Origin of the sequence: Treponema bryantii (genome assembly GCF_900113965.1) — a bacterium.
Taxonomy (GTDB): Bacteria; Spirochaetota; Spirochaetia; order Treponematales; family Treponemataceae; genus Treponema_D; species Treponema_D bryantii_A.
In genome coordinates this window covers 1-25,467 of sequence record NZ_FORI01000004.1, presented here as the reverse complement: position 1 = coordinate 25,467, position 25,467 = coordinate 1, and the positions used below count along the sequence as shown (strand labels likewise).

The 25,467-nt window shown below is 41.6% G+C and carries 24 protein-coding genes; 14 read left to right on the top strand and 10 right to left on the bottom strand.

All coding sequences use genetic code 11. The features are described 5' to 3' along the window. Genes BM161_RS06180 through BM161_RS06170 form a run of 3 tightly spaced genes read left to right on the top strand, consistent with a single transcriptional unit; the run spans nt 1 to nt 3,584 of the window. On the top strand, nt 1-2,292 hold the full coding sequence (locus BM161_RS06180; protein WP_074931143.1) for a xanthine dehydrogenase family protein: 2,292 nt from the start codon (nt 1-3) through the stop codon (nt 2,290-2,292). Continuing rightward, the gene (locus tag BM161_RS06175) at nt 2,289-2,765 is read left to right on the top strand and encodes a (2Fe-2S)-binding protein (RefSeq protein WP_074931142.1); all 477 of its coding nucleotides are present in this window, start codon (nt 2,289-2,291) and stop codon (nt 2,763-2,765) included. Before BM161_RS06180 ends, BM161_RS06175 begins: the two co-directional genes overlap by 4 nt. Before the next feature lie 21 nt (nt 2,766-2,786). Further along, nucleotides 2,787-3,584 (top strand): FAD binding domain-containing protein, encoded by a 798-nt coding sequence (locus BM161_RS06170; RefSeq protein ID WP_074931141.1) that lies wholly within the window; start codon nt 2,787-2,789, stop codon nt 3,582-3,584. On the opposite strand, the gene queA is transcribed toward BM161_RS06170, so the two are convergent. Beyond that, the gene (gene queA, locus BM161_RS06165) at nt 3,577-4,650 is read right to left on the bottom strand and encodes a tRNA preQ1(34) S-adenosylmethionine ribosyltransferase-isomerase QueA (protein WP_074931140.1); all 1,074 of its coding nucleotides are present in this window, start codon (nt 4,648-4,650) and stop codon (nt 3,577-3,579) included. The genes BM161_RS06170 and queA overlap by 8 nt on opposite strands. 85 nt (nt 4,651-4,735) lie before the next feature. Between queA and BM161_RS06160 the strand changes: the two genes are divergently transcribed. Continuing rightward, nucleotides 4,736-6,082 carry a TldD/PmbA family protein gene (locus BM161_RS06160; protein WP_074931139.1) on the top strand — a complete coding sequence of 449 codons (1,347 nt, stop codon included), beginning with the start codon at nt 4,736-4,738 and terminating at the stop codon, nt 6,080-6,082. 12 nt (nt 6,083-6,094) lie between these two features. Further along, the gene (locus BM161_RS06155; RefSeq protein WP_074931138.1) at nt 6,095-7,318 is read left to right on the top strand and encodes a metallopeptidase TldD-related protein; all 1,224 of its coding nucleotides are present in this window, start codon (nt 6,095-6,097) and stop codon (nt 7,316-7,318) included. Here BM161_RS06155 and ruvB read toward each other — a convergent pair. Further along, on the bottom strand, nt 7,315-8,364 hold the full coding sequence (ruvB, locus tag BM161_RS06150; protein ID WP_074931137.1) for a Holliday junction branch migration DNA helicase RuvB: 1,050 nt from the start codon (nt 8,362-8,364) through the stop codon (nt 7,315-7,317). The genes BM161_RS06155 and ruvB overlap by 4 nt on opposite strands. A 54-nt stretch (nt 8,365-8,418) precedes the next feature. On the opposite strand from ruvB, the gene BM161_RS06145 reads away from it, so the two are divergent. Then, nucleotides 8,419-9,312 carry a YkvA family protein gene (locus BM161_RS06145; protein WP_074931136.1) on the top strand — a complete coding sequence of 298 codons (894 nt, stop codon included), beginning with the start codon at nt 8,419-8,421 and terminating at the stop codon, nt 9,310-9,312. Nucleotides 9,313-9,330: 18 nt separating this feature from the next. On the opposite strand, the gene ruvA is transcribed toward BM161_RS06145, so the two are convergent. Then, the gene (gene ruvA, locus BM161_RS06140; RefSeq protein ID WP_074931324.1) at nt 9,331-9,948 is read right to left on the bottom strand and encodes a Holliday junction branch migration protein RuvA; all 618 of its coding nucleotides are present in this window, start codon (nt 9,946-9,948) and stop codon (nt 9,331-9,333) included. A 281-nt stretch (nt 9,949-10,229) separates the two neighbouring features. Between ruvA and BM161_RS06135 the strand changes: the two genes are divergently transcribed. From BM161_RS06135 to truB, 5 genes are all read left to right on the top strand, one after another. Next, nucleotides 10,230-11,615 carry a FliM/FliN family flagellar motor switch protein gene (locus tag BM161_RS06135; RefSeq protein WP_074931135.1) on the top strand — a complete coding sequence of 462 codons (1,386 nt, stop codon included), beginning with the start codon at nt 10,230-10,232 and terminating at the stop codon, nt 11,613-11,615. A gap of 94 nt (nt 11,616-11,709) precedes the next feature. Beyond that, complete coding sequence (locus BM161_RS06130; protein ID WP_074931134.1) at nt 11,710-12,141, top strand: Fur family transcriptional regulator; 432 nt, start codon at nt 11,710-11,712, stop codon at nt 12,139-12,141. Beyond that, nucleotides 12,134-12,433: a hypothetical protein gene (locus tag BM161_RS06125; RefSeq protein WP_074931133.1), complete on the top strand. Its 300-nt coding sequence runs from the start codon at nt 12,134-12,136 to the stop codon at nt 12,431-12,433. Before BM161_RS06130 ends, BM161_RS06125 begins: the two co-directional genes overlap by 8 nt. An 85-nt stretch (nt 12,434-12,518) precedes the next feature. Beyond that, on the top strand, nt 12,519-13,574 hold the full coding sequence (locus tag BM161_RS06120) for a metal ABC transporter substrate-binding protein (protein WP_074931132.1): 1,056 nt from the start codon (nt 12,519-12,521) through the stop codon (nt 13,572-13,574). 122 nt (nt 13,575-13,696) lie between these two features. Then, complete coding sequence (gene truB / locus BM161_RS06115) at nt 13,697-14,722, top strand: tRNA pseudouridine(55) synthase TruB (RefSeq protein ID WP_074931131.1); 1,026 nt, start codon at nt 13,697-13,699, stop codon at nt 14,720-14,722. 13 nt (nt 14,723-14,735) lie between these two features. On the opposite strand, the gene ruvC is transcribed toward truB, so the two are convergent. Together ruvC and BM161_RS06105 are read right to left on the bottom strand one after the other, a co-directional pair. Continuing rightward, complete coding sequence (gene ruvC, locus BM161_RS06110; protein ID WP_074931323.1) at nt 14,736-15,218, bottom strand: crossover junction endodeoxyribonuclease RuvC; 483 nt, start codon at nt 15,216-15,218, stop codon at nt 14,736-14,738. Nucleotides 15,219-15,399: 181 nt separating this feature from the next. Beyond that, on the bottom strand, nt 15,400-16,143 hold the full coding sequence (locus BM161_RS06105; RefSeq protein WP_074931130.1) for a YebC/PmpR family DNA-binding transcriptional regulator: 744 nt from the start codon (nt 16,141-16,143) through the stop codon (nt 15,400-15,402). 297 nt (nt 16,144-16,440) lie between these two features. Here BM161_RS06105 and BM161_RS06100 point away from each other — a divergent pair, with 297 nt between their 5' ends. Next, nucleotides 16,441-18,108 (top strand): nucleoside kinase, encoded by a 1,668-nt coding sequence (locus BM161_RS06100; protein ID WP_074931129.1) that lies wholly within the window; start codon nt 16,441-16,443, stop codon nt 18,106-18,108. Between the two features lie 33 nt (nt 18,109-18,141). Here BM161_RS06100 and fliJ read toward each other — a convergent pair whose 3' ends face one another. The 5 genes from fliJ to fliF all read right to left on the bottom strand — a co-directional run bounded on the left by fliJ (nt 18,142) and on the right by fliF (nt 23,867). Then, entirely contained in the window at nt 18,142-18,558 is a 417-nt protein-coding gene (gene fliJ / locus BM161_RS06095; RefSeq protein ID WP_074931128.1) for a flagellar export protein FliJ, read from the bottom strand. Nucleotides 18,559-18,651: 93 nt separating this feature from the next. After that, complete coding sequence (locus BM161_RS06090) at nt 18,652-20,070, bottom strand: FliI/YscN family ATPase (protein WP_074931127.1); 1,419 nt, start codon at nt 20,068-20,070, stop codon at nt 18,652-18,654. Between the two features lie 24 nt (nt 20,071-20,094). Continuing rightward, on the bottom strand, nt 20,095-21,027 hold the full coding sequence (gene fliH / locus BM161_RS06085; protein ID WP_074931126.1) for a flagellar assembly protein FliH: 933 nt from the start codon (nt 21,025-21,027) through the stop codon (nt 20,095-20,097). A gap of 20 nt (nt 21,028-21,047) precedes the next feature. Beyond that, entirely contained in the window at nt 21,048-22,160 is a 1,113-nt protein-coding gene (fliG, locus tag BM161_RS06080; protein ID WP_022930906.1) for a flagellar motor switch protein FliG, read from the bottom strand. Nucleotides 22,161-22,163: 3 nt separating this feature from the next. Beyond that, the gene (fliF, locus tag BM161_RS06075; protein WP_074931125.1) at nt 22,164-23,867 is read right to left on the bottom strand and encodes a flagellar basal-body MS-ring/collar protein FliF; all 1,704 of its coding nucleotides are present in this window, start codon (nt 23,865-23,867) and stop codon (nt 22,164-22,166) included. A gap of 173 nt (nt 23,868-24,040) precedes the next feature. Between fliF and BM161_RS06070 the strand changes: the two genes are divergently transcribed. Further along, nucleotides 24,041-24,610 carry a helix-turn-helix domain-containing protein gene (locus BM161_RS06070; protein WP_074931124.1) on the top strand — a complete coding sequence of 190 codons (570 nt, stop codon included), beginning with the start codon at nt 24,041-24,043 and terminating at the stop codon, nt 24,608-24,610. Beyond that, nucleotides 24,541-25,428: an IS3 family transposase gene (locus BM161_RS06065; protein ID WP_083425697.1), complete on the top strand. Its 888-nt coding sequence runs from the start codon at nt 24,541-24,543 to the stop codon at nt 25,426-25,428. The genes BM161_RS06070 and BM161_RS06065 overlap by 70 nt, the downstream gene beginning before the upstream one ends. The last annotated feature ends 39 nt before the right edge of the window (nt 25,429-25,467 follow it).

The window sequence follows — 25,467 nt, the reverse complement described above, 5'->3', positions numbered from 1 at the left end:
ATGGCAGTAAAGAAAACAAGTTCAAAAAATAGTTTACGTTCTCTTGAAGCCTCAGGTTTTTACAGTGATTTTGAAAAAGATGGCTGTCTCTATGCAGTTTTAATCAGAAGCCCTGCCCCAGCCGGAAAAATCAAAAATGTCACTGTGCCGGATTTACCCGAAGGATATTTTGCATATACCAGTAAGGATTTACCAGGCATAAAGGCAATTACTGCAAATAAGACCACAATAAAGATTTTCGGCTACGGGAATGTTTCTTATGCCGGTGAACCTCTTGGAATTCTTTTTGGACCAGATGAAGAAAAAGTTTATAAACTTCTGGATACAGCAAGCATTAACTTTGACGTTGAAAACCTTGAATCTGCCCTTCACAATGTAATCAATAATCAGACAGACGAAGCTTCAAACTTTAAGGAGTTCGTTGAACAGATTAATGAAATGCCTTCTCTTGATACTGTAATTGATAAGTCTCATGTAGAAGAAAATCCGAATGTAATTATAGCAACCCGCGAAATCAAATATGGCTTGTACAATAAGCTTTCACTTGCACAGGCCGATTCAAAAATTTTTGAAAGTGCAGACTTCACCTCTACAGATACCTGGAAAGAAAAACTGCTCACTCCAAAATGGCAGGAAACAGAAGGTGCCTTTGCTTATACCGAAGGCGAAAAGATTCATGTATTTGTTCCAACCCGCTGGACGAGCTTTACACAAAAGTCTGTAGCCGCTGCATTAAATATAGAAGAATCTCTTGTATTTATTCATAAAACAAAATCTGCAGGAATCTACCCTTCAGGACTTGCGCGCACAACTCAGCTTGCAATTCAGATTGCCGCCGCTTCATGGCTCTCTAAAAAACCGGTAAAACTTGTTCTTTCTCAGTTCGAGCAGGAAAACTTTATGGTTCCTGGCGTTCTTACAGAAATTACTTACCGTACAGCCCTGAACAAAGACGGCCGCTTAAAAGCTCTTAAGATTTCAATTGATATTGATATTGGCTGTTCGAACCCTTTTGCTCAGGAAATTACAGACCGTATTGCAATTGCAGCGGCAAGTTATTATAAACCGGAAAATCTCTATATTTACGCAAAAGCACATACATCAAAAAATCCGCCGACTTCAATTTCAATGCAGATAATTGAATCACAGGCTTTCTTTGCAATTGAAAATGAGATTCAGAAAATCAGTAATCTTTCTACTATCTTCCCGGATGAATTAAGACTTCTTAATGCAGAAGAAGCAGTTCCAGAAGAAACTGCAAAGCCAAAGCGCACAAAGAAAACTGCCGCAAAAGAAGAAGCTCAAATCACAAAGTTTCCTTTTGAGATTCCAACCGGCGATGTTCAGAACGTAATAAAAACAGCACTTGCCGCAAGCGACTTTAACAGAAAGTATGCGTCGTTCCACATGGATGCGATTGACCGTGCTGAAAAAGACAGTAAGCCGTTCTTCGCGCTTCCACTCCGTGGAATTGGAGTTGCCACTGCTTACATTCCTTCCGGTTATTACGGACAGACAAGTTTTTCAAATGACGCAAAACTTGAAGTAACTCTTAGTGCAGAAGAAAAACTGGTTATTCATGCAATAAAACCTTCAGACGTAATTCAGGACATCTGGAAAACTTCGGCTGCAGAAATCTTACAGATCCCAAAGCAGAACATTCAGATTAATTCAGATTTTTCTTATGATGAGATTCCAGAAGCACCGGAAGACTCTTACAGTTCTATCAGTATTATGAATGAGCTTGTAAGAAAATGCTGTACCGACATTCAGAAAAAGCGCTTCCATCAGCCGCTTCCAATTACAGCAAAACGCGGCGGCCCTGCAAATACAAAAACAAAATGGGATAAGGAAAACTTCTCCGGAAGTCCTTTCTATACAACTTCCTTTATCACAACTGTTGTAGAAGTTGAACTTGATACTTATACCTACAACGAAAAAATTAAAGGAATCTGGGTAACGGTTGATTGTGGAGAACTTTTTGATGAAGCTGCCGCACGCAGAACTATCCGTCTGGAAATTCAGCAGGAACTGACAATGCTTGTAAAAGGAAAGACAGTTCCTTGTGATGCAATTAACATCAGCTTTATTCAGTCGAATAACCGCTCAGGTCAGGTTGGCGGACTCATTCACAACTCTCTGCCAGCGGCTTTCTCTTCTGCTCTTTCACTTGCACTTACAACTCAGCTTACAGAAATTCCATGTACAGAAGACCTTCTCTTCCAGCTTATCCGCGACCGTACAAAACAGAAGAACGAAGCAAAAACAGAATCTAAAGGAGCAGCAGAATGAAAATACCAGTAACACTGAATGGAACAAAAACAATTCTGGATGCTCATGCAGACGAATCACTTATGAAGGTGCTTCACAAAAACGGCTGCCCATCTGTAAAAAGCGGTTGCAGCGGAGGCTTCTGTGGTGCATGCACAATTCTGCTTGACGACAAGCCGGCTGCATCCTGCAAAATTCCTGCAGGCATTGTCCGCAACAGTGATATTGTAACTTTAGACTACTTTGTAAAAACAGAAGAATACAACACTATAATGGGTGGCTTCCAGAAGGCCGGAATAAAACTCTGCGGCTACTGCACAGCCGGAAAAGTTTTTTCTGCTTATCAGATTTTAAAGATGACAAAAATGCCAACCCGCCAGGAAATTACAGATTACGTAAAAGCCTTGTCACCATGCTGCACAGACATTGAGACTCTTGTAAACGGAATTATTTACGCAATTCAGATTTCGAACAGGAGACAAAAGCGCAGTTAGTTGCCATACATGAGGAAGTAAATGGGAAAGACTATATTATATGCAAAAAATGCGGCTGAACTCATAAAGATTTTGAACAACAATCCGGGTACAAAAGTTGTTGGCGGCTGTACACGTATTGAAACTCTGCCGGACAAATTTATCTCAACACATGGAATCAAAGATCTTTCTCACATTTCCCGCCACGAACGCTATATTGATGTTGGACCGGGCGCTACCCTTTCAGAGATTCTTGCAATTGGTCAGACTCACCTTCCGCCGATTCTTTTCGAAGCGCTCAACTGTATCGCAAATCCTTTAATCAGAAACACTGCAACTATTGGCGGAAACATCTGTTCTGAAAATCATAAACTTACTTTGTTTGCTCCGCTTATGGCACTGGATGCTAAACTTGAGTTCAAAAATCAGACAGAAACAAGAACAGAAAATATCAGAACTTTTAAGACTGTACCAGAAGGCTTTATTCTTTCAAATATCCGCATTCCGCTTGTAGATGCAGAGCTTTCAATTTTCCGCCGAGTTGGACTAGAACATTCCATTACCCAACAGTCGGCATCTTTTGCATTTATTGCTGATACAGAAAAGAATACGCTTCTTAATGCACACCTTGCCTTTGCAGGACCATTCACTTTCCACAGCAAGGAATTTGAAAACTTTATTAGTGGACACCGCCTGCCTCTTTCACAGAAAGATATTTCTCAGCTAGAAGAAGCAGTTTCCGAGCAGTTCCAGAAGGCCGCCACCGACCAGATGATTACTGATGTTATGCGACAGCAGTTCTTCAATCTGGCACGATATAGCTTTGAGCAGCTTACCTAATAAACATACAGTCACCATAGCTGAAGAAGCGATATCTGTTTTCAACTGCAGTTTTATAGGCATTCAAAATGTGCTCACGGCCGGCAAAGGCAGAAACGAGCATAATCAGTGTACTCTCTGGAGTATGGAAGTTTGTGAACATCTTATCTACAACCTTAAACTTAAAGCCCGGATACATAAAGATACTTGTTGAGTTTGTGCCTGCACGAACCCACTCGTTATTAGCTCCAACAACACCGCCATCCTGCTCTATCTTCTGAGCAACACTTTCAAGAGTACGTACACTAGTAGTACCTACCGCAAGAATTGGTCTTCCCTCTGCCTTAGCCTTATTAATTGCATCAGCAGTTTCTTTTGGAACAGTGTACCATTCTTCGTGCATTTTATGATTTTCAATATTCTCTTCGCGAACAGGAAGGAAGGTTCCAAGACCAACATGAAGAGTTACAAAGCGGCGCTCAATTCCTTTGGCATCCAGGCGGGCAAGCATGTCTTCTGTAAAGTGAAGGCCTGCAGTAGGACAGGCAGCGCTTCCTGTGTTTGTCGCATAAACATTCTGATATCGTTCTGAATCTTCTTCTGTGTCTCCACGCTTAATGTATGGAGGAAGAGGAATATGACCATTTCTTTCAAACCAGTCTTCATCAATTGCAAAATCAAATTTGAGTGCACGGAATTCTGTTCCGGCATTTCCTTCGTGTTCTACAATTTCTGCAACAGTTCCGTCCGGGAATTTATAGTGCATTCCAGGCTTCTGCTTTTTTGCAGACTTTACCATTGTATTCCAGATGCAGCAGTCTTTATCGATTGTGTTGAGGAACATGAATTCAGTTTCACGGCCGGTAGTCTCTTTGATTCCGTAAACACGGGCACGGCGTACACGGCTGTTATTAAAAATCATGAGGGTGCCCGGCTCAATTAAATCTGGAAGGTCGTCCATCATATGATGTTCTACTTCGCCGGTAGCACGGTTCAAAAGCATAAGCTTATCCTGCCCGCGCACTCCACTTGGATGCTGCGCAATCAAATCTTCCGGCAGGTCAAAATTAAAATCTGATGTTAACATGAGCGTTATATTATCACAAAAAATATCTTTTTTCAAAATCCTGTGTTACAATAATATTAAGATATAAAAAAGGAGATGCTAAAAAGTGAAGTATAAATTTCCAAAAGATTTGTATACAGAAGTGCGAATCGAAGATACAAAAAATGCCTGCTACAGCATGCAGAACGATGATGTTCTTGCAAACAGTGAAACAATGATCAAAGGCGCAATGATTCGCGTCTTCGATGGAAATCTCTGGTATACAGCCCAGACCAATGATACAGACACAAAATCAATTCAGAAAAAGATTGATGAACTAGCAGCAATCGCAACACCTGACAAAGCTATTCTTGATAATCCTATTGTAAAGAACTTTTCTGTAAATAAAGCAGAAATCCTAAAATTTCAGGGTAAGAACAACCTTCGCAATCTCACTAAAAAAGACAGAGAAGACATTGTAAATTATTACAGAAAAAAATGTATTGATAAATCAATTCCAGAAATCAAAGTTACTTATCCAAACTTTTATTACTTTTCAAAAATCAAAGAGCTTTATACCAGCAAAGGTACCGAGCTTAAACAGGATTATCAGCGCTGTTGTTTTAATCTCTGGTATGAAATTACCGGCCGCGAAGGAGTTGCCTATGGCGGAGGTAAACAACTCTGGGGCTTTAATTTCAATGAACTAAAAAAACATGAAGCTGAAATTATAGAAGCAAGAGACCGCGCAGTAGACTTTGCAAAAAATAATACTCCTGTAGTTCCTGGAGAATATGTCTGTGTACTCGCCCCTACTGTTACTTCAGTTTTCACTCACGAAAGTTTTGGACATAAGAGCGAAGCAGATTTTATGCTCAATGATAAAACTCTTCAGAAAGAATGGACAATGGGAAAGCAGGTTGCAAATCCTAAAGTTTCAATTGTTGATGAAGGCGATAGTCTGCACCACGGTTACTGTCCATATGATGATGAAGGCAACAAGAAAAAAGAAGTTTATCTGATTAAAGATGGAATTTTAAGCGGACGACTTCACGATGCAAAATCTGCAGCCACTCTTGGAGAAGAGCCAACCGGTAATGCCCGTGCTCAGGACTTCAATTATGGTCCAATGGTTCGAATGACTAACACTTATATGCTTGCCGGTAATGACAAACCGGAAGACATAATAAAAGGTGTAAAAGACGGTATTTATGTTTACGACTGGAACTATGGAACTGGTCAGTCAACCTTTACAATTCAGCCTCAGAAGTGCTATAGAATCCGAGATGGTAAACTTGCAGAACCACTCTTAGTAAATGTTGTTACAGGAAATGTTTTCCAGACTCTCTTTGATATTGATGCAGTTGGAACTGATCTGGAATTCTTTAGCGGTACCTGCGGCAAGAATGGACAGAGCATGCCAACAGCAACAGGCGGCCCGACTATTCGCGTAAAGAAACTGACAATAAACTAAGGAGATTTAAAAATGCAGAAAGAAAAATATTTTTGTCAAACTACATATTCAACAGTAAAGATAGAAGAAAGCAAAATTGTTTCTTTTAATAAGGTGGATCATACTTCAACCAGCTTCCGTGTTTACAAGGATGGCTTTGTTGGTGTTCATTATCAGCAGGGAAAAATAAGTGACAAGGAAGGCTATGCACTTGCAGAGAAAAACCTTGAACTTCAGCGCCCATATCCATTTAAGCTCGAAGGTGGTAAAAGAAGCCGCGATAAAAAACGTAAGATTCTTTCAGATGCAGAGCTTATGAGCAAGACTAAAAGTATTCTTGCATATCTTACAAAGACTTATCCAGATTTTATTTATTCAGGAACTGTTTACGCACAGAACGAAACAGATGCTCAGAAAAACAGTGCTGGTATGGATTATTCAACAACAGACGGACACAATGGAATTGAAATAAGTTTTAAGCACAAAAAAAGCAAGGATATTAACAACGGTTATTTTTCTGTAAATCTAAGAAACTGGAGTACAAAGACCATTAAAGAAATTGCAGATAATTATCTTGCAAATTACTCTACAAAAGTAAAATTTCCAAAGGACTGCATTATTATGATGCCAACCTGGGAATTAACGGGCATGCTTAAACAAAGTCTGAATGCAGAAAATCTTGCTCTTGGAACATCACTGCTCTCCGGCAAAGTCGGCGAAAAAGTTTTTTCAGATAAGCTTACAGTTTCACACAACGTTTCTGATTCAAAAATGTGGATGAATACTTTCTGGGATGCAGACGGAATTGTTCACAAAGGAGACAAACTAACGTTCATTAGCAAAGGAAAGATTCTTCGCGGATACGCAGATAAGAGAATTGCAGATAAATACAATGTTGAGTGCACAGGAAGTGCCTGGCAGGATTTTCAGGATATCCCCAAAAATGGCTGGATGAGCTGTACTTTAAAAGAGACAGGAAAAACTCCAAAAGAAATACTTGAAGAAGCCGGCAAGCAGTATGCAATTCTTCCTTTACTTTACAGTGGCGGTGGTTTTAAGGAAGACGGAACTTATGCGATGCCAGTCCAGGCCTCTTACCTTACAGACGGAGAAAAGATTCTGGGACTCCTTCCACCATTCACTATGCGAAGTAATATGTTTGATATGTTCGGAAAAGATTTAATTGGTGTTTCTAAATACACAAAAATCTGGAACAAAAATATGATACTCGTAAAAATGGAAAGAGGAAAACTCTAGAACAAGGTTCCTTGTGCGACGCCGTCTTTTGAGTCGGCGGCGTGTGTGAGACCAAGATGTGTATAAGCCTTCTCTGTTACCATGCGGCCTCGCGGAGTTCTCTGTAACAGGCCGCACTGAATTAAATAAGGCTCATAATAATCTTCGAGGGTATCCATACTTTCGCCAATAGAAATTGCCAGAGTCTCAGCACCAACCGGGCCACCTCCAAAGTTCTCAATAATTGAACGGAGAATTTCACGGTCATACTTTTCAAGACCAATGCCGTCAATCTCAAGGCGCTTTAAGCCGTCATCTACAATATCAAGAGTAATAACATTACTTCCTGCTACCTGAGCAAAGTCTCGCATACGGCGGAGAACACGGTTAGCAACACGAGGAGTTCCACGGCAGCACTGAGCGAGCAGCATAGAAGCATCCTCTTCAATTCCAATTTCAAGAATCTTTGCAGAACGCTTAATAATTGAAGAAAGCTCTTTTTGTGTATAAAACTCAAAACGAGGAATAAAGCCAAAGCGACTTCTCAGAGGACTTGAAACTGAACCGGCCTTTGTAGTTGCCCCAACCAGAGTAAACGGTGGAATCGGAATACGAACCGTACGGGCAGCTGCTCCCTGACCGATAATCCAGTCCAGCTCAAAATCTTCCATTGCAATATAAAGCATTTCTTCAATGGCAGGCTTAAGGCGGTGAATCTCATCAATAAAGAAAACAGTTCGCGGAGTAATAGTTGAAAGGATGCCGGCAAGGTCTTTAGGCTTATCCAAAGCCGGAGCGCTGGTAACCTTAAAATCAACGCCAAGTTCATGTGCGGTAATCTGTGCAAGAGTGGTTTTTCCAAGACCCGGAGGTCCAATCAAAAGAAGGTGATCCAGTGGCTCTTCGCGGAGCTTTGCTGCCTCAATAAAAGTAGAAAGATTTTTCTTTACACTCTCCTGACCAAGAAAATCCGAGAGCATAGTCGGGCGCAGCTTGTTGTCCTGTTCATCATATCTGTCTTTTAAATCTGCGCGTACAATAGCAGAAAAATCTTCGTTTTCACTCATGCTTTAATTATAGCATATTTTATGGTAGATTTACAGTAAGTTAGAATAAGAACAATGAAAAAGACAAAGCTTCCAGAAATTACAACAACTCAAAAGGCACTCGAACGATCAAAAGAACTCGGCAAGAAGGCAGCAGACACAGATTCTCTGCCCCAGGCCCAGGCAGAACTTGAAGAAAAACTTCCCTCAATGAAGCGTGGGCCAATCAAAAAAGTCTGGGACAAGGTTCTTTTTCTCTGGGATAAATTCAAGTCTCCCGAAGTTCCGCTTCGTCTTAAAGTCACAATCGTAGGAGCCCTGCTCTATCTTATTCTTCCTGCCGATGTGCTACCGGATGTAATTCCAGGCATTGGCCTTGTAGATGATCTTTCAGTAATCCTCATCGTTTTCCGAGAAGTCTCAAAATACGTGCTTCCAAAAATCGAAAAGAAAATAGAACAGAAAATCTACGACACCTGCTACGAAAAAATAGACGAAAAACTCTCTCTGATTTTCAAGACAACTTTACTGAATACCCTCTGGACATTCCTTGCAAACGCACTCGGCTGTGCAATTCTGGTAATAAAACCTTTCGGCACTCTTTACTCGCGTTATGTAGCATATGTAGTCTTTGGCCTCACCGCCGCCTGGGCAATTTTCCGCATAATCCGCTACCTGGTTCAGTATGGCGCAACCACAAAAAAAATTGCCGCAGCAATATGGCATCGCCGCAGCATTTCAAAAGGTCTTTCAGATTTTGTAAAAGAAGAATATATCTATATCAATTATATCTATGCGGGAATTGAAATTGCAAAAAATTTTGTTCCTGAAATGCCGGAAATCCCAGACCTTCCGCAAATCATCAAAACTTTTGAAAAGCATTACAAAAAGCGCGTACTCTTATTTGTAATACTTTTTGCTTTATATACCGCGCTTATCTGGCTCACAAAATTCCTTCTGCTCAGATAGACGAAAAACCACCATGCACTAGGCCAGTTCAACAATAACACGGCGGAAGAGAATATCCTCACGCTCCTTCTGAGACTTGCCTGCAAAGTCAGCCTCGTTGGTAAGCACTTCAACAAGCTGAGCAACCTTCTGTTCAACAAGGCGTTTATCATAGCCCATTCCAACAAGAGAAGTAACAACATCAGAATAAGGAGAAGCAGCTGCAACACGAGCAAGGCTTCCTTCTTCTTCACGAAGCTTAAGCTTGCCTTTGAGAGTAAGCAGCAGTTTGCCGGCAGTTTTCTTTCCAACACCCGGAATCTTTTCGAGCATTTCAAGGTCACCTTTTTCAAGCACATCCATAAGTCGCGCAGATGAAACCGCACTCATAATTTTTACAGCGCCCTTAGGACCAACACCGTCAACCTTCAGAAGGTCAAGAAAAACACTGCGTTCATCGGCGCTCGCAAAACCATACAGAGCCATAAGCTGGTCTGTGTGCTGCAGCCAGGTGTAAATCTTCGCCTCATTACCAACCGGCGGCAGCATATCGAGGTTAGAATCCGGCACGCAGAGATCCCATTCCACACCGTTCGTATCTATAAAAACCTGTTTCGGAAATTTTCCAGTAATAATTCCAGTGAGTGAGTTAAACATAAATTTATTATAGTTGAAAATCTTCTTTTCGTGAATAAGTTTTTGGGCGTTCCCATGCTTCGCATGGTCGGCTGTTCCGCACTTCGCTACGCTCACCGTCCTCGAAAACGGTAGTTTCGACAGGCTCAACCACCGTTTCCTGCGGTCGGCTGCTTCGCAGGTGCTCCATAGCCTAACGCAGAGAATTCTACCTACACACAGTAGAATTCTACTATATCCTACGAAAAGTCGGGTGACAATTTCAAATTCTCCGCTTATACTTAAATCATAAGGAGAAGCTTATGGACGCACAGAGAACTGGAAAAATCATCAATTACCTCAGATCAAAAAAAGGGCTCACACAAAAAGAACTTGCCGCGCAGATAAACGTAAGCGACAAAACCGTAAGTAAATGGGAACGCGGAGACGGCTGCCCGGATATTGGCACCCTCCCCGCCCTTGCAGAAGCTCTCGGCACAGATGTTGATTCCCTGCTTAAAGGTGAATTAAAAGAAATAGATAATTCTAACAAATCGTTAACAGCTTCTGAAATAGAACAGTTACTTCACGCAATAAGTACAGGAGAAGACTCCGATACATCAAGAAGTCTTTTAAAAAATCCTAACTGCAGAATTAAGCTATATGATTTTAAACGTCCTGATTTATTTGGAAAATACGAGCTTCGTAAAATCTGGAATATGTTTGAATTACTCTGTGAAAAAATCAAAAATGAATTATTCAATAACAGACCAGATTTGCTTAGAATCCAGATTCTATCAGTTGATCAGCTTAAAAATGATGAGTTTATGAGATGCGTGCCACAGAGAGCTTTTTTCTATACTTATGATTATAATAATGCTGGCTTTGCAGTTGAAGTAGACCCGCACTTCGGAAAAATCTTATTAAAACAAGATACCGAAAAATTTCCAGAAGTTACACAAAATGACAGTGACTGTATGAAACTTATTTTCATTGATCATTTCATCAAAATGATGCAGGAGTTAATTTATCAGAACACAGATAAATCTATTCCATGGGAAGAATTCGAGAAAAGCTTTAGCAGCGAAATAAACACACTGTTTCCATGTTCCACAGGTCAGATTCCAGAAGAAATGTGTGTTCTTGTAACTCTTGAACTCACAAGTGACAACGATGGTGGCATGATGAACATTCAGTTTAACTATGCGTACTTTTCACACCTGTGTCGTAAAGCAGGTCTTTTTGGCAAGGATAATACAAATCTTCAGGAACTGACAGATATAAAATCACGTCCCCACGAAAACAATGTATATGCTGAATTTGGACGCTTTATTTCTGATTCAGTAAACCTTGAACCAGGAACAATTCTGATGACTTCAATTAAATATAACACACCATTAAATGTAGTTGTTGATAATAAAGTGATGTTCACAGGTGAAGTATGTGTAGCAGATGAAAATTATGCCATCAGAATCTATGACGAAAAAAAAGAAGAAGCAATATCTTATGATGAAGAACACTATATTGCGCTAAGACTGGGAGGAACATACCTGCCATCAGAAAAGATACAGAGGCTTCATGAAGGTCACATAATTCCTTTAGACACAACTCCCGGTAAACCAGTCTCAATTATCAAAGATGGAGTAAGTGTTGCGCGAGGCGAGGTTTTAGTTATCGATGAAATGTATGCTATAAAGATTATTGATTAATTTCAAATTTGATAATAATTCTCAAATTCAGTTGACATTTTTTACGCAATTCGTATAATTTGAGAATCGTTATCAAATTGGAGCTTTTCATAAAATGCAGAAGGCAGCTTACAAAACAAAACAGCAGGAACTTCTTTTTTCATATCTTCGCGAAATGCAGGGAAAACATTTTACTGCAGAAGATGTCCGCGCTCACTTTGAAGCAAAAAATATCTCAATCGGAATTGCAACAATTTACCGCCAGCTCGAAAAGCTTGTAAACGAAGGAGAAATCCAGAAGTATTTTATAGATGACCATTCTGCAGCCTGTTTTGAGTACTCGGGCGAAGAATGCAGTAAAAATGACCATCACTTTCATTTGAAGTGCGAACTCTGCGGCCGTCTTATTCACCTTGAATGCGATGAGCTTGAAGAACTCGGAGGTCACTTAAAGGCAGAACACGGTTTTGTAATTAATCCGTTGCGCACTGTTTTCTATGGACTTTGCACAGATTGTGCAGACAAAAAGGTAAAGGAAGATGAATAATCAAAAATTTTTCCGACTTCTGCGAACTGTCGCACTGATTTCAGCAATCTCACTTTTTGCCGCCCTCACCTTCGAAGCTTTTTATACAGGACACGAAGCAGTCTGCCATGAGGAAGACTGTCCAATCTGCCTTGTACTTCAGATAATTCATAGCACAGAAAAAATCGGCCAGAATGCAGTTCTGACATCGGTAGAGTTTACCAATATCTTCTTTATTAATGTAATTATTCTTTCTGCACTTCTCCTCGCCCCAGCAACTCTCGTTAAGCAGAAAGTAAAACTTGTGATTTAGCTTTTCGGGCGGTCCCTGAGCAGAGTCGAAGGGCAAGCCCATTTAAAAAACGTTTATCACAAGGAATCAAAAAGGAGATAAAAAAATGAAAGCAAAGAAAACATTTTTAGGATTAATAATTCTTACATTACTCACAACATCAGTTTTTGCAAAGGCAAAAAAGACAGAAAAGAATACAAACAAATTAAAAGTTGTAACAACAATCTTCCCGGAATACGACTGGACCCGCGAAATCCTCGGTGACAAGGCAAGCAATGTTGAACTCACCCTTCTTCTCGGAAACGGTGTAGACCTTCACTCTTACCAGCCATCAATCCAGGACATCGCCAAAATTTCCACCGCCGACATTTTCATCTACGTAGGCGGCGAAAGCGACGGATGGGTAGCCGACGCACTCAAAAATGCAAAGAACAAAAACATGAAAGTAATCAACCTTCTCGAAACTCTCGGCGACAAAGTAAAAGCCGAAGAAGTAAAAGAAGGTATGCAGGCCGAAGATGAAGAGCATCATCACCACGATGGCGACCACGATGAGCATGACCACGACGAAGCAGAAGAACATCACCACCATCATCACGATGACGACGAAGATGAAGAAGAAGTTGAATACGACGAGCACGTATGGCTCTCGCTCCGAAACGCAAAAATCCTGAGTGCAGAAATCGCCTCAGCTCTCTGTGAAAAAGATTCAGCCAACGCCGCAGCTTACAAAGCAAACCTCGCTGCCTACACTGCCCGTCTCGACTCCCTCGATTCAAAATTCGCAGCCGCAGTAAAGTCAGCTTCAAAGAATACAATTCTCTTTGGCGACCGTTTCCCATTCCGCTACCTCGTAGACGACTACAACCTCGATTACTACGCAGCCTTCGTAGGATGTTCTGCAGAAACAGAAGCAAGTTTTGAAACAATCATCTTCCTTGCAAAAAAGGTAGACGAGCTTGGACTCAACAGCGTTCTTAAAATTGAAAGCGGTGACGGAAAAATTGCCCGCACAATAATCCAGAACAGCAAGAACAAAAACGCAAAGGTTCTCACAATGGACTCAATTCAGTCTACAACTGCAAAGCAGGCTGCAGCCGGGGCAACATATCTTACGATTATGGAAGCCAACCTCTCAGTACTCGAAGAAGCATTAAAGTGATAAATTTGTGAATACGGTGGTTGAGCCTGCGGTCCCTGAGCCTGGTCGAAGGGTCGAAACCACCGCAGACTCAACTGCCTGCCGTATTCCCCGAGTCTTTCATTTTATGCTATATTATATCCGTGGAAAAAAAATCATCACCAGACGGCATAGTTCTTCTCGCAAAAAGACCGGGACCAACATCCTTTGCATCTCTTAACAGCGTAAAAAAATCATTAAATACAACAAAGGTCGGACACACCGGCACCCTCGACAGTTTTGCACAAGGACTTCTTGTAGTGTGCACCGGCCGCCTCACAAAACTCGCAGGAAACATCACAGCCTTCGACAAATCATACCAGGCAGTAATCCACTTTGGAAAAGAGACAGATACACTCGAATACACAGGAAACGTTATTAAGGAAGCGGCACTCCCAACAGAAGACGCCCTCCGCCAAGCTGTAGAAAAGATCAGCCAGCAGACAATGCAGGTTCCACCAACCTTCAGTGCAATTCATATCAACGGTGAACGTGCAAGCGACCTCGCGCGAAAAGGCGCTCAGGCAGAAATCCCTGCACGCCCAGTAAAAATCTACAAAGCAGAAATTAAAGAACTCAAAACCAACAAGGAAGGCCTCATAGAATACGCTCTCATAGATTTTTCAGTTTCAAAAGGAACTTATATAAGAAGTCTTGCCCGCGACATTGCTTACGAATGCAAAAGCGCAGCACACCTTACAGGCCTCTACAGAACAAAGGTTGGAAACTTTAAGATAGAAGATGCCGCAGGACTCAATGCATTAAAGCCATTTACAATTAACTCAGCAGTTGAAGAAGCGTCAAACTACAAAGCAGAGCCATCAGAAAAAAAGCCTTTTGTAATGACACCAGAAGAACAGGCTCTTCAGGAAGAAATCCGCACAAAGCTCCTTTCCTTCGACCACTCCACCGCGGCGGAGTGCGGCTTCAAGTCCATCACCATCTCGTCCGCCCAGGCACAGGCCGACTTCTTCAACGGCAAAAAAATTACTACTTCAATGTTCACCCAGAACATCAGAGAGTTCGCACCCGACACACAGATCGCCGTGTTCAACGAAAATAATCAGTTCTTAGGATTAATATACAAAGACGAAAAAGGCCGCCCGGGCTACCGTTTTGTTCTGAATTAAAACCGGCCCACGGCTAATTCGAGTAATGTAAGTGAGTAATTGCACCTGCCAGTGCATCGGCCGCATGATCCGGCTTGGGCTCAGTTTTTAATCCCAGCAGAATCTTAACATACCGCTCCACCAGTTCCTTGTCCGCAGCGGCCGTTCCGGTCACCGCCTGCTTAATCTGGTTCGGCTGATACTCGCCGAGTTTTATATTATGCTGCGCAAGACAAAGCGTTACCACGCCCCTCGCCTCTGCCACGCTCAATGCAGAAGTTACGTTTCGTGCAAAATACAGAGTTTCCATTCCAGCTTCATCCGGTTGAAACTCATCAATCACCGCACATAAACGGCTATATATAGTTAGAAGTCTCTCCCCATGCGGCTGGTCAGCTTTTGTTGTGATACAGCCATAGCTCACCATGCGGTAGCGTCCATCGCAAAAATCAACAAGGCCAAAACCTGTATTCGCAAGTCCAGGGTCAATTCCAAGCACTCGGCGCACACGGTTCATTCCATGAGACCTCACCCCCACGGCTGCATTCTGAGAACTAATATTATCTGCTTTTTCACTCCCCGGCAGAGAAGTAAACTTTTCACTCATATAGATAGTATCGGACAAAAAAAATCCGCTCCTTAAGAGGAACGGATTTCTTACAGCTGGTGGTTTCGACAGGCTCAACCACCGCGATTACTTAAGCCTCAGGCTCGAAGTCATCAGGATATTCAGCTGTGTGGTATACGTTCTGAACATCATCGTTGTCTTCAAGACGATCGATGAGGCGCTGAACCTTAGCAGCAGTATCCTTATCAACTGGAGTATAAGCATCTGGAACCATTCCTACGTCAGCAGAAAGTGTTTCAAATCCTTTTTCCTGAAGAGCTTCAGCAACACCAGAGAATGCATCTGGAGTTGTTGTTACAGTGATGATTCCATCTTCGTTTACGATATCATCAGCACCTGCTTCAAGAGCAACTTCCATTACTTCGTCTTCGTTTACCTTTTCAGCATCAAGTTCGATTGTACCTTTGCGCTGGAACATACGAGAAACAGAACCAGAAGTTCCAAGGTTTCCACCGTTCTTTGCAAAAATGTTTTTTACGTCAGCAGCTGCACGGTTCTTGTTATCAGAAAGAACTTCAACCATTACAGCAACTCCGCCTGGAGCATAACCTTCGTAGAGGTACTCTTCGTATGCTGCTCCACCGTCTTCACCAGTACCTTTCTTGATAGCACGTTCAATGTTATCTTTAGGCATGTTTGCAGCACGAGCTTTAATAATTACAGTTCTCAAGCGAGGGTTAGAGTTAGGATCCCCTCCGCCCATACGTGCAGCAATAGAAATTTCCTTAATAAATTTTGTGAAAATCTTACCACGCTTTGCATCGGCCAAACCCTTTGCATGTTTAATGGTGGCCCATTTACTATGTCCTGACATTAGGAACTCCTTAAATTTGATTTACAAGTTTATCAACATAAAATACCACAAAAGCAAAATTTATTCAATATTATAGGCCCAAATCCCCCGTCCAACACGCCTTCCGCCACTCCCTTTCGGTCGGCCTCCTCGCACCGGTAGTTTCGACAAGCTCAACCACCGGTACTGCGGTGGCTGCCTTCGGCATGGCTCCACGCTTGGGGCGCCTCACCGTTCACGATTTTATTTCACAAATCAGATTTTACCCCTTATAATAGTAGAAACGGAGAGAAAATTAACAACTGAGAGGTAACAATCATGAATGACATCAGCATTACATTTATAAAAGACGGAAATGAAATTAGTAAAAAACTGGTACCTTATGGCACACCAGTTTCTGTACTTACAGGAAACTTTGGTATTCCAGATAAAGAAATTTATGCAGTAAGAATCAGCAATGAAATCTGCCCACTTGATATGCCGCTTACGTATGACGCAGTACTTGAACCGATTCCTGCAAAATCAAAGGATGGAGCAGCCGTTTATCGCCGCTCACTTTGTCTTTTGCTGGCTGCTGCTGCGCATAATCTTTTTCCAAAGGCACGTCTGCTTGTAGGACACAGCCTTGGTTACGGTTATTACTACACTCTGGAAGGCGCTAAAAAGGTAACAGAAAAAGAAATCAAACAGCTTACAGATGAAATGAAGGCTCTTGTTGAAAAGGATATTCCAATTACAACAGAGACAATTCCATACGTAAAGGCTGCAGAACTCTTTGAAAAGCTTAATCTTGTAGAAACACGTAAACAGATAAAATACAACTGTCCGCCAACAATCAAAATTAACACAATTGGTGATTTTTCTGATTTGTATTTTGGACCTCTTGTCCTTTCAACTGGAGTTTTAAAGACCTTTGAACTTATGAAATATGGTGAAGGCTTCCTTCTTCGCTTCCCTAAATCTTCAGATCCAGACAAGCTTACAAAATTTGTAGATGAGCCAAAGCTCTTTGAGATTTACAGTAAGTATAAGGAATGGGGAAAGCGTATGAACGTTACTTCTGCGGCTTCTCTCAACGAACTTATTGGAAGCCGTAAGATTAATGACTTCATCGAAATTACAGAAATCTATCAGCAGAAGAACATCTCAAAAATTGCGTCTCAGATTGTTGATAAAAAAACAGTCCGCGTAGTTTTGATTGCAGGTCCTTCTTCTTCTGGAAAAACAACTTCTGCTAAAAAGCTAGCACTCGAACTTCAGGCTATGGGTTACCAGCCTAAGGTAATCAGTCTTGACTGCTACTATGTTGGCCACGACAAAACTCCGCTTGATGCAGACGGTAAGCCAGACTATGAATGTCTTGAAGCGCTCAATATTGAACTTTTGAATAATCAGCTTGTAGATTTGTTCAACGGTAAGGAAGTTATAATTCCAAGCTACGATTTCCATACAGGAACTTCATATTTTGAAGACAAAAATAAATTGTCTTTGAAAGAAAATGAGATTTTGATTCTTGAAGGAATTCACGGTTTGAACGATAAGCTCACACCAAAGGTTGCTCCAGAATTGAAGTTTAAGATTTATCTTTCTGCCCTGACTCAGTTAAATCTTGATGACCACAACCGCATTTCTACTTCTGACAACCGCCTGATTCGCCGTATCGTACGCGACAATAATTTCCGCGGTAAACCAGCTGCTGGAACTATCGAAATGTGGCCGAGTGTTCGCCGCGGTGAAGAGCTTCATATCTTCCCGTTCCAGAATAATGCGGATGCAGTTTTGAATACAGCTTTGGATTATGAACTTGCGGTTCTGCGTGTTTATGCAGCTCCACTGCTTCGCCAGGTAACACCAATGCAGAAGGAATATGCTGAGGCAAGACGTCTGCTTCAGTTCCTCGAGAACTTTTCAACAATCTCGCCAAGCGCCGTTCCACCTCGCTCAATCATCCGCGAGTTCATCGGCGGTAGTGCTTTCAAGTATTAGAAAATACGGTGGTTGAGCCTGTCGAAACCACCGCTATAACTTATTCTTAACTTCATCGAGGAGCTCGGCCTCCTCGTAATCAGCAGCTTGCTTCCATTCGGCAAGCTGCTTTTCTTTTAACTTTTCGAGAGCGGTTGTTTTTTTCATGCATTCGCGGAGTACTGCGCGTTTTTGTTCGGTTACGAGTTTGGCCTGGGCAAGCTGTTTGAGAAGTTCTTCTTTCTGATATTCCAAAAGATTATTGTACTGACTCTGCGCCATCATATCCTGAAAGTTCAGGCTGCCTTTCATCTGAGCTTTTACGGCGGCATAGTTCTGTGCGATTTTTTTTAGATTGTCATTGATTTCAGTTTCTACAGAAATGGCTTTAGCAAGTTCACCTTCGGCCTGCTGTTTTTCGAAGTTGCGATATTCGAGGACTTTTTCGAGTTCAAAGGTAAATTTCTTCATAAACTTATAATACGGTGGTTGAGTGCCGCGTAGCGGCGTATCGAAACCACCACAAAATTCGGCTCATAAGGTGGTTTCGATACGCCCTTCGGGCTACTCAACCACCGGAGTATTCGCATCAACAATTTGCGCGGTAGTTGGAATTCCAATTGCCGGTACTTCAACGTACTCTTCTTCTGGAATCTCAATTTCTGTGAGAGCCGAAAGTTTTTTCAAAGTTTCTGGCATTGGACATGGCTCGTATTCTTCCTGCTTGAGGAACTCTTCAATTGCCATATGCTTGTCGATTGCTTCATCAATTTCCGGAGAGTTACCCTTCGCATAAATACCGGCTGTAATCATTGTTTCATTTTCTGAGTAAGTTGCCATCCAGGTGCGGAGACGTCCTACAGCCTTGCGGGTCTGCGCACCACTTACACGTTTTGACAAACGCGAAATAGACTGCAGCACATCAATTGCAGGGTAATGATAAGACTGAGCAAGCTTACGGTTCAAAACGATATGTCCATCAAGAGTACCGCGAACCTTATCTGTAATAGGCTCGTTCATATCATCACCATCAACAAGAACTGTATAGAAAGCTGTAATAGAACCTTTCTGATTTGTACCCGAACGTTCGAGCAGCTTTGGAATCATATCAAATACACTTGGCGGATATCCCTTCTGTGCAGGAGGCTCACCATTTGCAAGTCCGATTTCGCGCTGAGCATGAGCAAAACGGGTAACTGAATCCATCATCAGCATAACGTCTTTTCCCTGATCGCGGAAATATTCTGCAATGGCTGTACAAACCTGGGCGGCACGGAGACGGCAGATCGAAGGCTCATCACTGGTTGCAACAACGAGGACAGAACGCTTCATTCCTTCTTCACCAAGGTCGCGGTTTACGAAGTCCAGAACCTCGCGACCACGCTCACCAATCAAACCGATAACATTTATATCAGCATCTGTGTTACGCGCAATAATACTCAGAAGAGTTGACTTACCAACACCTGAACCTGCAAAGATTCCAAGACGCTGTCCCTTACCAACTGTAAGCAGAGAGTCTATAGCACGAACACCGGTTGTGATTCGGCGGTTAATATCTGTACGCTCATTTGGAGACGGAGGATTTGCAACTGCAGGATAGTAAGTTTCTGGAACAATCTCGCCCTTATCATCACAAGGACGACCAATTGCGTTAATCATTCTTCCTAAAAGCTTTGGTCCAACAGGAACCATAAGACTGCGGCCAGAAGCAACAACTTCACAGCCAACTTCAATTCCCTTTGTTTCACCAAACGGAGCAAGCTTTACGATTTTTTCATTAAGACCAACAACCTCTGCCTGAAGAAGTTTTCCATCACGCAGTTTAATTGTACACATTTCACCGATTACAGAACGAGGGCCTTCGCTTTCAACCTCAAGACCTTTTACTGCAGTTACACGGCCTGTATAAAGAATGGTTTCTGCATCAACAACTTTTTCGAGATATTTATTGAAATCAAATTCACCGGTATATGTAGAACGCACGGCACACCCCCACCCTTTACAGAATTATTCAGCCGAAGTAAGAGGATCCTGACGCTTGATATTTTTAACAGGAGAAACTTCAAGAATCTTATTTTCGAGTTCTGTAAGCTGACTTGAGATACGTGCATCAATAGCACCAAAGTCTGTTTCAACAATACAGCCGCCCTTCTCAACTGCAGAGTCTTCCTGTACAGTAATGCCCTGTACATTTTCAACATGCTGAATAAACTCATCTGCGTGCTGAGTTGTAAGCTTTACATCTTCAATATTAACACGGAGAGTTACATTACCGCGTGTCTTTACTTTGCGCAAAGCAGCAACTGTATTTGCCATAATAACGTTCTTCTGATTTTCAGAAAGAATCTTTATAACCTTTCGAGCCATCAGAATTACAAGTTCAACAATCTGACTTTCTGTATCCTGAAGGATTTCTTCGCGGCGCTGCATAACTGCTTCGAGCACCTTGTGCATTCTTTCAATAAGACGTTCTACTTCGGCCTTACCCTTTTCGTAACCTTCTGCACTTCCCTGCTCAAAACCTTCTGAACGGGCATCTGAAACAAGCTTATCATGCTGAGCCTGAGCTTCTGCAACAATCTGCGCAGCCTCGGCTTTTGCTTTTTCTATGATTGCGGCTGCGTCATTTTCTGCATCAGCTTTAATAACGGCTGCCTGGTCTGTCTGGCGTTTAACTTCTGCAAAGGCTGTATCTTCTGCAGCTTTAATAATGCGCTCTGCTTCTTTCTGAGCATCAGCTTTCATCTGCTGTTTTTCAACTTCAAACTGAGCCTTGTATTCCTCAGCTTCGCGACGTAAATCTTCTGCAGTTGGACCTGTATATTCTTCCTCCTCCTGAACTTCTACATCTTCAATTGGAGAGTAGTCCTTGTAGAGAGGAAGCATAACTTTTTCTTCTATATTCTTTGCTTCACCAGGTCTGAATACTGCCTTTGCCATACTTTATTCCTTTTGATAAATTATGATACAAGTTCGTCTTCACCAGAACGAGCAATAACGATATCACCATTGTCTTCAAGACGACGGATGATAGATACAATCTTCTGCTGAGACTCTTCAACGTCCTTCAAGCGAACAGGTCCCATGAATTCCATATCTTCCTTAAGCATAGATGCGGCACGCTTAGACATGTTACGGAAGATTTTATCCTGTACTTCGGTATCAACCGATTTAAGCGCTTTTGCGAGTTCCTGCTGGTCGACATCGCGGAGTACCTTCTGAATAGCACGGTCGTCGAGCATAACGATATCTTCGAATACGAACATTCGCTTTTTGATTTCCTCTGCCAAATCCGGATCGTCCTCTTCGAGAGATTCGATAATAGACTTTTCAGAAGAACGGTCAACAAGGTTGAGGATTTCAACGATTGCTTCAACACCACCGGCAGCAGTGTAGTCTTCTGAAGACAGTGTAGAAAGTTTCTTTTCCAATACGCGTTCAACGTCGCGCAATACATCTGGAGATGTACGGTCCATTGTTGCAAGTCGCTTTGAAACTTCGGCCTGCATATCTTCTGGCAAGTTCTGCATGATTACGGCAGCCTTTCCAGGTTCCAGGTAAGCAAGAATCAAGGCAATAGTCTGCGGATATTCCTGCTGAATAAAGTTCAAAAGATGTGCCGGGTCTGTACGGCGGATAAAGTCAAACGGACGAACCTGAAGACTTGAAGTAAGGCGGTTGATGATATCGATGGCTTTCTGAGAACCAAGAGATTTTTCGAGGAGCTCGCGGGCATAGTCGATACCACCGGTCGTGATGAAGTTCTGAGCATTCATAAGCTCCTGGAACTCTTCAAGTACGGCGTCTTTAAATTCAGGATTTACTTTTTCCTGACGTGCAATTTCAAAGGTAAGTGTTTCAACTTCGTCTTCGCGAAGGTGCTTCATGATTTCGGCAGAAACCTCAGGTCCAAGCGAAATGAGGAAGATGGCAGCCTTCTGGCGACCTGTTAAACTTTTATAATCCTTATTGCCTTTTTTTGATGATGAACCAGAACCTGCTGGCTTAAGCTGCCCAGGCTTTGGTACCGGCTTTGGATTTGATTTCGGTGCTTCTGTAGCTTCGTCTGACATAAACTATTCCTCCATCAACCATGTTCTTATGAGCATAGCAACATCTTCCGGATGTTCCTTTGCCATGGAAATTGCATTTTCCTGAAGTTCCATACGGCGGGTTTCTTCGACGGACATTGTAACTTCCATACCGTCGTCCTTCGCCTCCCAAAGTGCGCGTTCGCGGGCTGCCTGCTGCTCTGCAAGAAGACGAGCTTCTCTTTCGCGGCGGCGGCGTTCCATTTCGCGGCTGATAATACGGAAGAGAATAAAGCCAACAAGAACAACAACAATTGCAATAAGAATAAGAAGTATTGTACGTCTGCGCTGAATAGCTGCAAAGTACTCTGCATCTTCTGCTTCAAACTCATCATCACGGTCGTAAGCAATGTTTGTTACTTCTACTCTGTCGCCTCGGGTTCTGTCATAACCAATTGCACCCTGAATAAGACGAACAGCCTCTGCCATTTCTTCTGCAGAAACCGGAGTATATTCACGTTTAATTGCACCGTCTTCAATAATGAGATTTCCGTTATTATCTTTTACCTTCTTCCATTTTCCGTCGAGGTTGACAGAAACCGAAATCTTATCGATTTTTGGAGAAGATATTTCTGATGTCTGTTTTGTATTAATTACGTTATTCTGAGTAACGCCAGTCTCTGTAGATTTTCCGATTACGTTAGACATATCAGAATAAACCGGAGGAGTCTGTCCTTCTACACCGGCTGGTCCTTCCGGATTATAACCTGTACCCTGCCACTCTTTTGTTACAGTCTGCTGACTGATTGGCAGTGTATCACGATATTCTGAGTCATCATAAGGAGTATCAGGGTTATCAGCTTTAATTTCGATTGGAGAATAAACTGTTGCCTCACTTGTCTTCTGAGACATATCCATTTCAATGGCAACGTTCATGTCGCGGCAGCGGTCTTCGCGGAAAGTTTTCTGAAGAGCCTTAAGGATTTTTGCACGAAGCTCAACTTCCTGTTTGCGGATAAGCTTCTGCTGCTTTTCGATAATGCTTACACGGTCACTTTCTGCCATGCCTTCAAAATCATTTACCTGATTACCATCCACATCTGTGATGATAAGATTTTCTTCTTTAAGACCTTCAACAGCAGAAAGAATAAGGCGCTGAATACCAAGTACACGTTTTCTATCCTGAAGCAGGTTACTCTGAGGGGTTGTTTTAATGATTACACTTGCTGTTACAGGATTCTGATCTGCTGTAAAAAGCTGATTATCTGGCAAAACAATATTTACATCTGCAAGCTGAATTTCTGCGATTGATTCAATATGCTGCTTGAGCTGTTTCTGAATTGTATTCTTGAGTTTTACGTTCTGATCTGCATCTGTTGTAGACCAGCTTCTATCATAAAAACCAGCCCAAGGATCAACTGATGAAGGAACAAGATTTTCACTGATGAGGATTTCACGCATTCGGCGTGCTGTCTTATCATCATCAACTGAAATATAACCTGCATCATTTGTATATGCATTTACATTTTCCTGAGAAAGACGGTCAAGAATCTGTGTAAGAGCAGTCTGATCTGTAACTGGAGCATTAAAGAGTCGGACAGTAGAAGGCTTTGAAGATACCTTCACGGACGCAACAATGACTATGATTACTACTACGATTATGCCAATTAATATGACTTTTTGAATCGGCTTCCATTTGGACCACATATTTTTTAGTCCATCGGTTACCTTTTTAAGCCATTCGTTCATCTGTCCCCTCCCGTGAACGAATTTTAAAGAAATTTGTACTAAATTTAATTAAGTATAACATAGGAAGAGAAATTTGACAATAAAAATGTTAACGAAAGTTAGTTAGTTGAAGTGTCACCCCGAACTTGTGATATGTACCCCTTTTACTGGACAAAAGTAAAAGGGGTATTTTTATGCGCTACACATTAGAGTTCAAGCTTAGATGCATTGAACTTTACAAACAAGGAATCTGGGTTGAAACACCAGAAGGAATAAAAGATCCACAAGATTTCCATAAGATGATACGTCGATGGAAAAGGATAGAAGAACATAAAGGAATAACAGCATTACATCATAAGTCTCATAAAAAACAATGGACGCCAGAAGAACGATTTAATCTTGTCTCAAAAGTCTTAGCAGGAAACTCTATTCAAGAAACGGCATGTAATGCAGGTATAGCTTCAGGCCTGCTTCATAAATGGGTTAAAAAATATAAAGATAACGGTTATGATGGATTAAAGAGCATTTCAATAGGACGTCCAAGGAAAAATCCAGTTATGAAAAAAAAATCAAAAAACACGAAACCTCTTACAGAAGAAGAACGAGATGAACTATTACGGTTACGAAATGAAAATGAATATCTGAAAGCAGAGAACGAAGTAATAAAAAAATCTATAGCCTTGAGACACGCAGAATGGGACGAACATCTCAAGGCGAAAAAGCAAAAGTCCTCAAAGAACTCCAAGAAAAAGGATACCGATTAAGGTATCTTTTAAAAGCTGCAAAAATGTCAAAATCGACATATTACTTTGAAATAAGCAAAAAGGATGTTATTGCTGAAAAAAATGTCGCTATGGCACAAGAAATACTGGAGATTTTTACAGAAAACAAAGAAAGATATGGCGTACGTCGTGTTTACAGAGAACTTCTAAACCGTGGCAAAACTGTAAACCACAAACGAGTTCAAAGAATAATGCATTCTCTGGGACTATTTGGAAAACGACCAAAAGAAAAGTATCATTCATACAAAGGGGAAGTTGGAAAAATTGCTGCTAATCTAATTAACAGGGATTTCAGTACAACTGCGCCCTTTCAGAAATGGACAACTGATGTTTCACAGTTTAATTTTTCCTGGGGCAAATGCTACATCTCTCCAATTCTTGATATGCATACAAACGAGATAATTTCTTATGATTTATCATTAAGTCCAAACATGGAACAAGTAAAACGAATGTTGGATAAAGCTTTTAAAAAATTCCAAAGAGTTAATGGCCTTATTTTTCATTCTGATCAGGGATGGCAGTATCAGCATATTTATTACAGAACGAGATTGATTAATCATGGCGTTATTCAATCTATGTCTCGTAAAGGAAATTGCTATGACAATTGCATTATGGAAACTTTCTTTGGACGTTTGAAAAATGAATTGTATTATGGACATGAAAAGGATTTTAAATCTTTTGAAGAATTTTCTGTAGCAGTTGCAGAATATATAGACTATTATAACAATAAGCGAATACAGGCTAAAACAAAATGGATGCCTCCCGCAAAATACAGGGAAGCATCCATTCATTCGGCCTAATTCATAATATGTGTCCAGAATTATGGGTACATATCACTT

Excerpts from the sequence above, each read along its gene's own strand:
- fliJ (WP_074931128.1), bottom strand. The coding sequence starts at position 18,558 with ATGAAGAAATTTACCTTTGAACTCGAAAAAGTCCTCGAATATCGCAAC.
- BM161_RS06135 (WP_074931135.1), top strand. The coding sequence starts at position 10,230 with ATGGACGCACAGAGAACTGGAAAAATCATCAATTACCTCAGATCAAAA.
- ruvC (WP_074931323.1), bottom strand. The coding sequence starts at position 15,218 with ATGAACCGTGTGCGCCGAGTGCTTGGAATTGACCCTGGACTTGCGAAT.
- fliF (WP_074931125.1), bottom strand. The coding sequence starts at position 23,867 with ATGAACGAATGGCTTAAAAAGGTAACCGATGGACTAAAAAATATGTGG.
- BM161_RS06065 (WP_083425697.1), top strand. The coding sequence starts at position 24,541 with ATGGGACGAACATCTCAAGGCGAAAAAGCAAAAGTCCTCAAAGAACTC.
- BM161_RS06070 (WP_074931124.1), top strand. The coding sequence starts at position 24,041 with ATGCGCTACACATTAGAGTTCAAGCTTAGATGCATTGAACTTTACAAA.
- fliH (WP_074931126.1), bottom strand. The coding sequence starts at position 21,027 with ATGGCAAAGGCAGTATTCAGACCTGGTGAAGCAAAGAATATAGAAGAA.
- ruvB (WP_074931137.1), bottom strand. The coding sequence starts at position 8,364 with ATGAGTGAAAACGAAGATTTTTCTGCTATTGTACGCGCAGATTTAAAA.
- BM161_RS06105 (WP_074931130.1), bottom strand. The coding sequence starts at position 16,143 with ATGTCAGGACATAGTAAATGGGCCACCATTAAACATGCAAAGGGTTTG.
- BM161_RS06180 (WP_074931143.1), top strand. The coding sequence starts at position 1 with ATGGCAGTAAAGAAAACAAGTTCAAAAAATAGTTTACGTTCTCTTGAA.
- BM161_RS06175 (WP_074931142.1), top strand. The coding sequence starts at position 2,289 with ATGAAAATACCAGTAACACTGAATGGAACAAAAACAATTCTGGATGCT.
- queA (WP_074931140.1), bottom strand. The coding sequence starts at position 4,650 with ATGTTAACATCAGATTTTAATTTTGACCTGCCGGAAGATTTGATTGCG.
- BM161_RS06125 (WP_074931133.1), top strand. The coding sequence starts at position 12,134 with ATGAATAATCAAAAATTTTTCCGACTTCTGCGAACTGTCGCACTGATT.
- fliG (WP_022930906.1), bottom strand. The coding sequence starts at position 22,160 with ATGTCAGACGAAGCTACAGAAGCACCGAAATCAAATCCAAAGCCGGTA.
- BM161_RS06120 (WP_074931132.1), top strand. The coding sequence starts at position 12,519 with ATGAAAGCAAAGAAAACATTTTTAGGATTAATAATTCTTACATTACTC.
- BM161_RS06170 (WP_074931141.1), top strand. The coding sequence starts at position 2,787 with ATGGGAAAGACTATATTATATGCAAAAAATGCGGCTGAACTCATAAAG.
- BM161_RS06100 (WP_074931129.1), top strand. The coding sequence starts at position 16,441 with ATGAATGACATCAGCATTACATTTATAAAAGACGGAAATGAAATTAGT.
- BM161_RS06145 (WP_074931136.1), top strand. The coding sequence starts at position 8,419 with ATGAAAAAGACAAAGCTTCCAGAAATTACAACAACTCAAAAGGCACTC.
- BM161_RS06130 (WP_074931134.1), top strand. The coding sequence starts at position 11,710 with ATGCAGAAGGCAGCTTACAAAACAAAACAGCAGGAACTTCTTTTTTCA.
- BM161_RS06155 (WP_074931138.1), top strand. The coding sequence starts at position 6,095 with ATGCAGAAAGAAAAATATTTTTGTCAAACTACATATTCAACAGTAAAG.
- ruvA (WP_074931324.1), bottom strand. The coding sequence starts at position 9,948 with ATGTTTAACTCACTCACTGGAATTATTACTGGAAAATTTCCGAAACAG.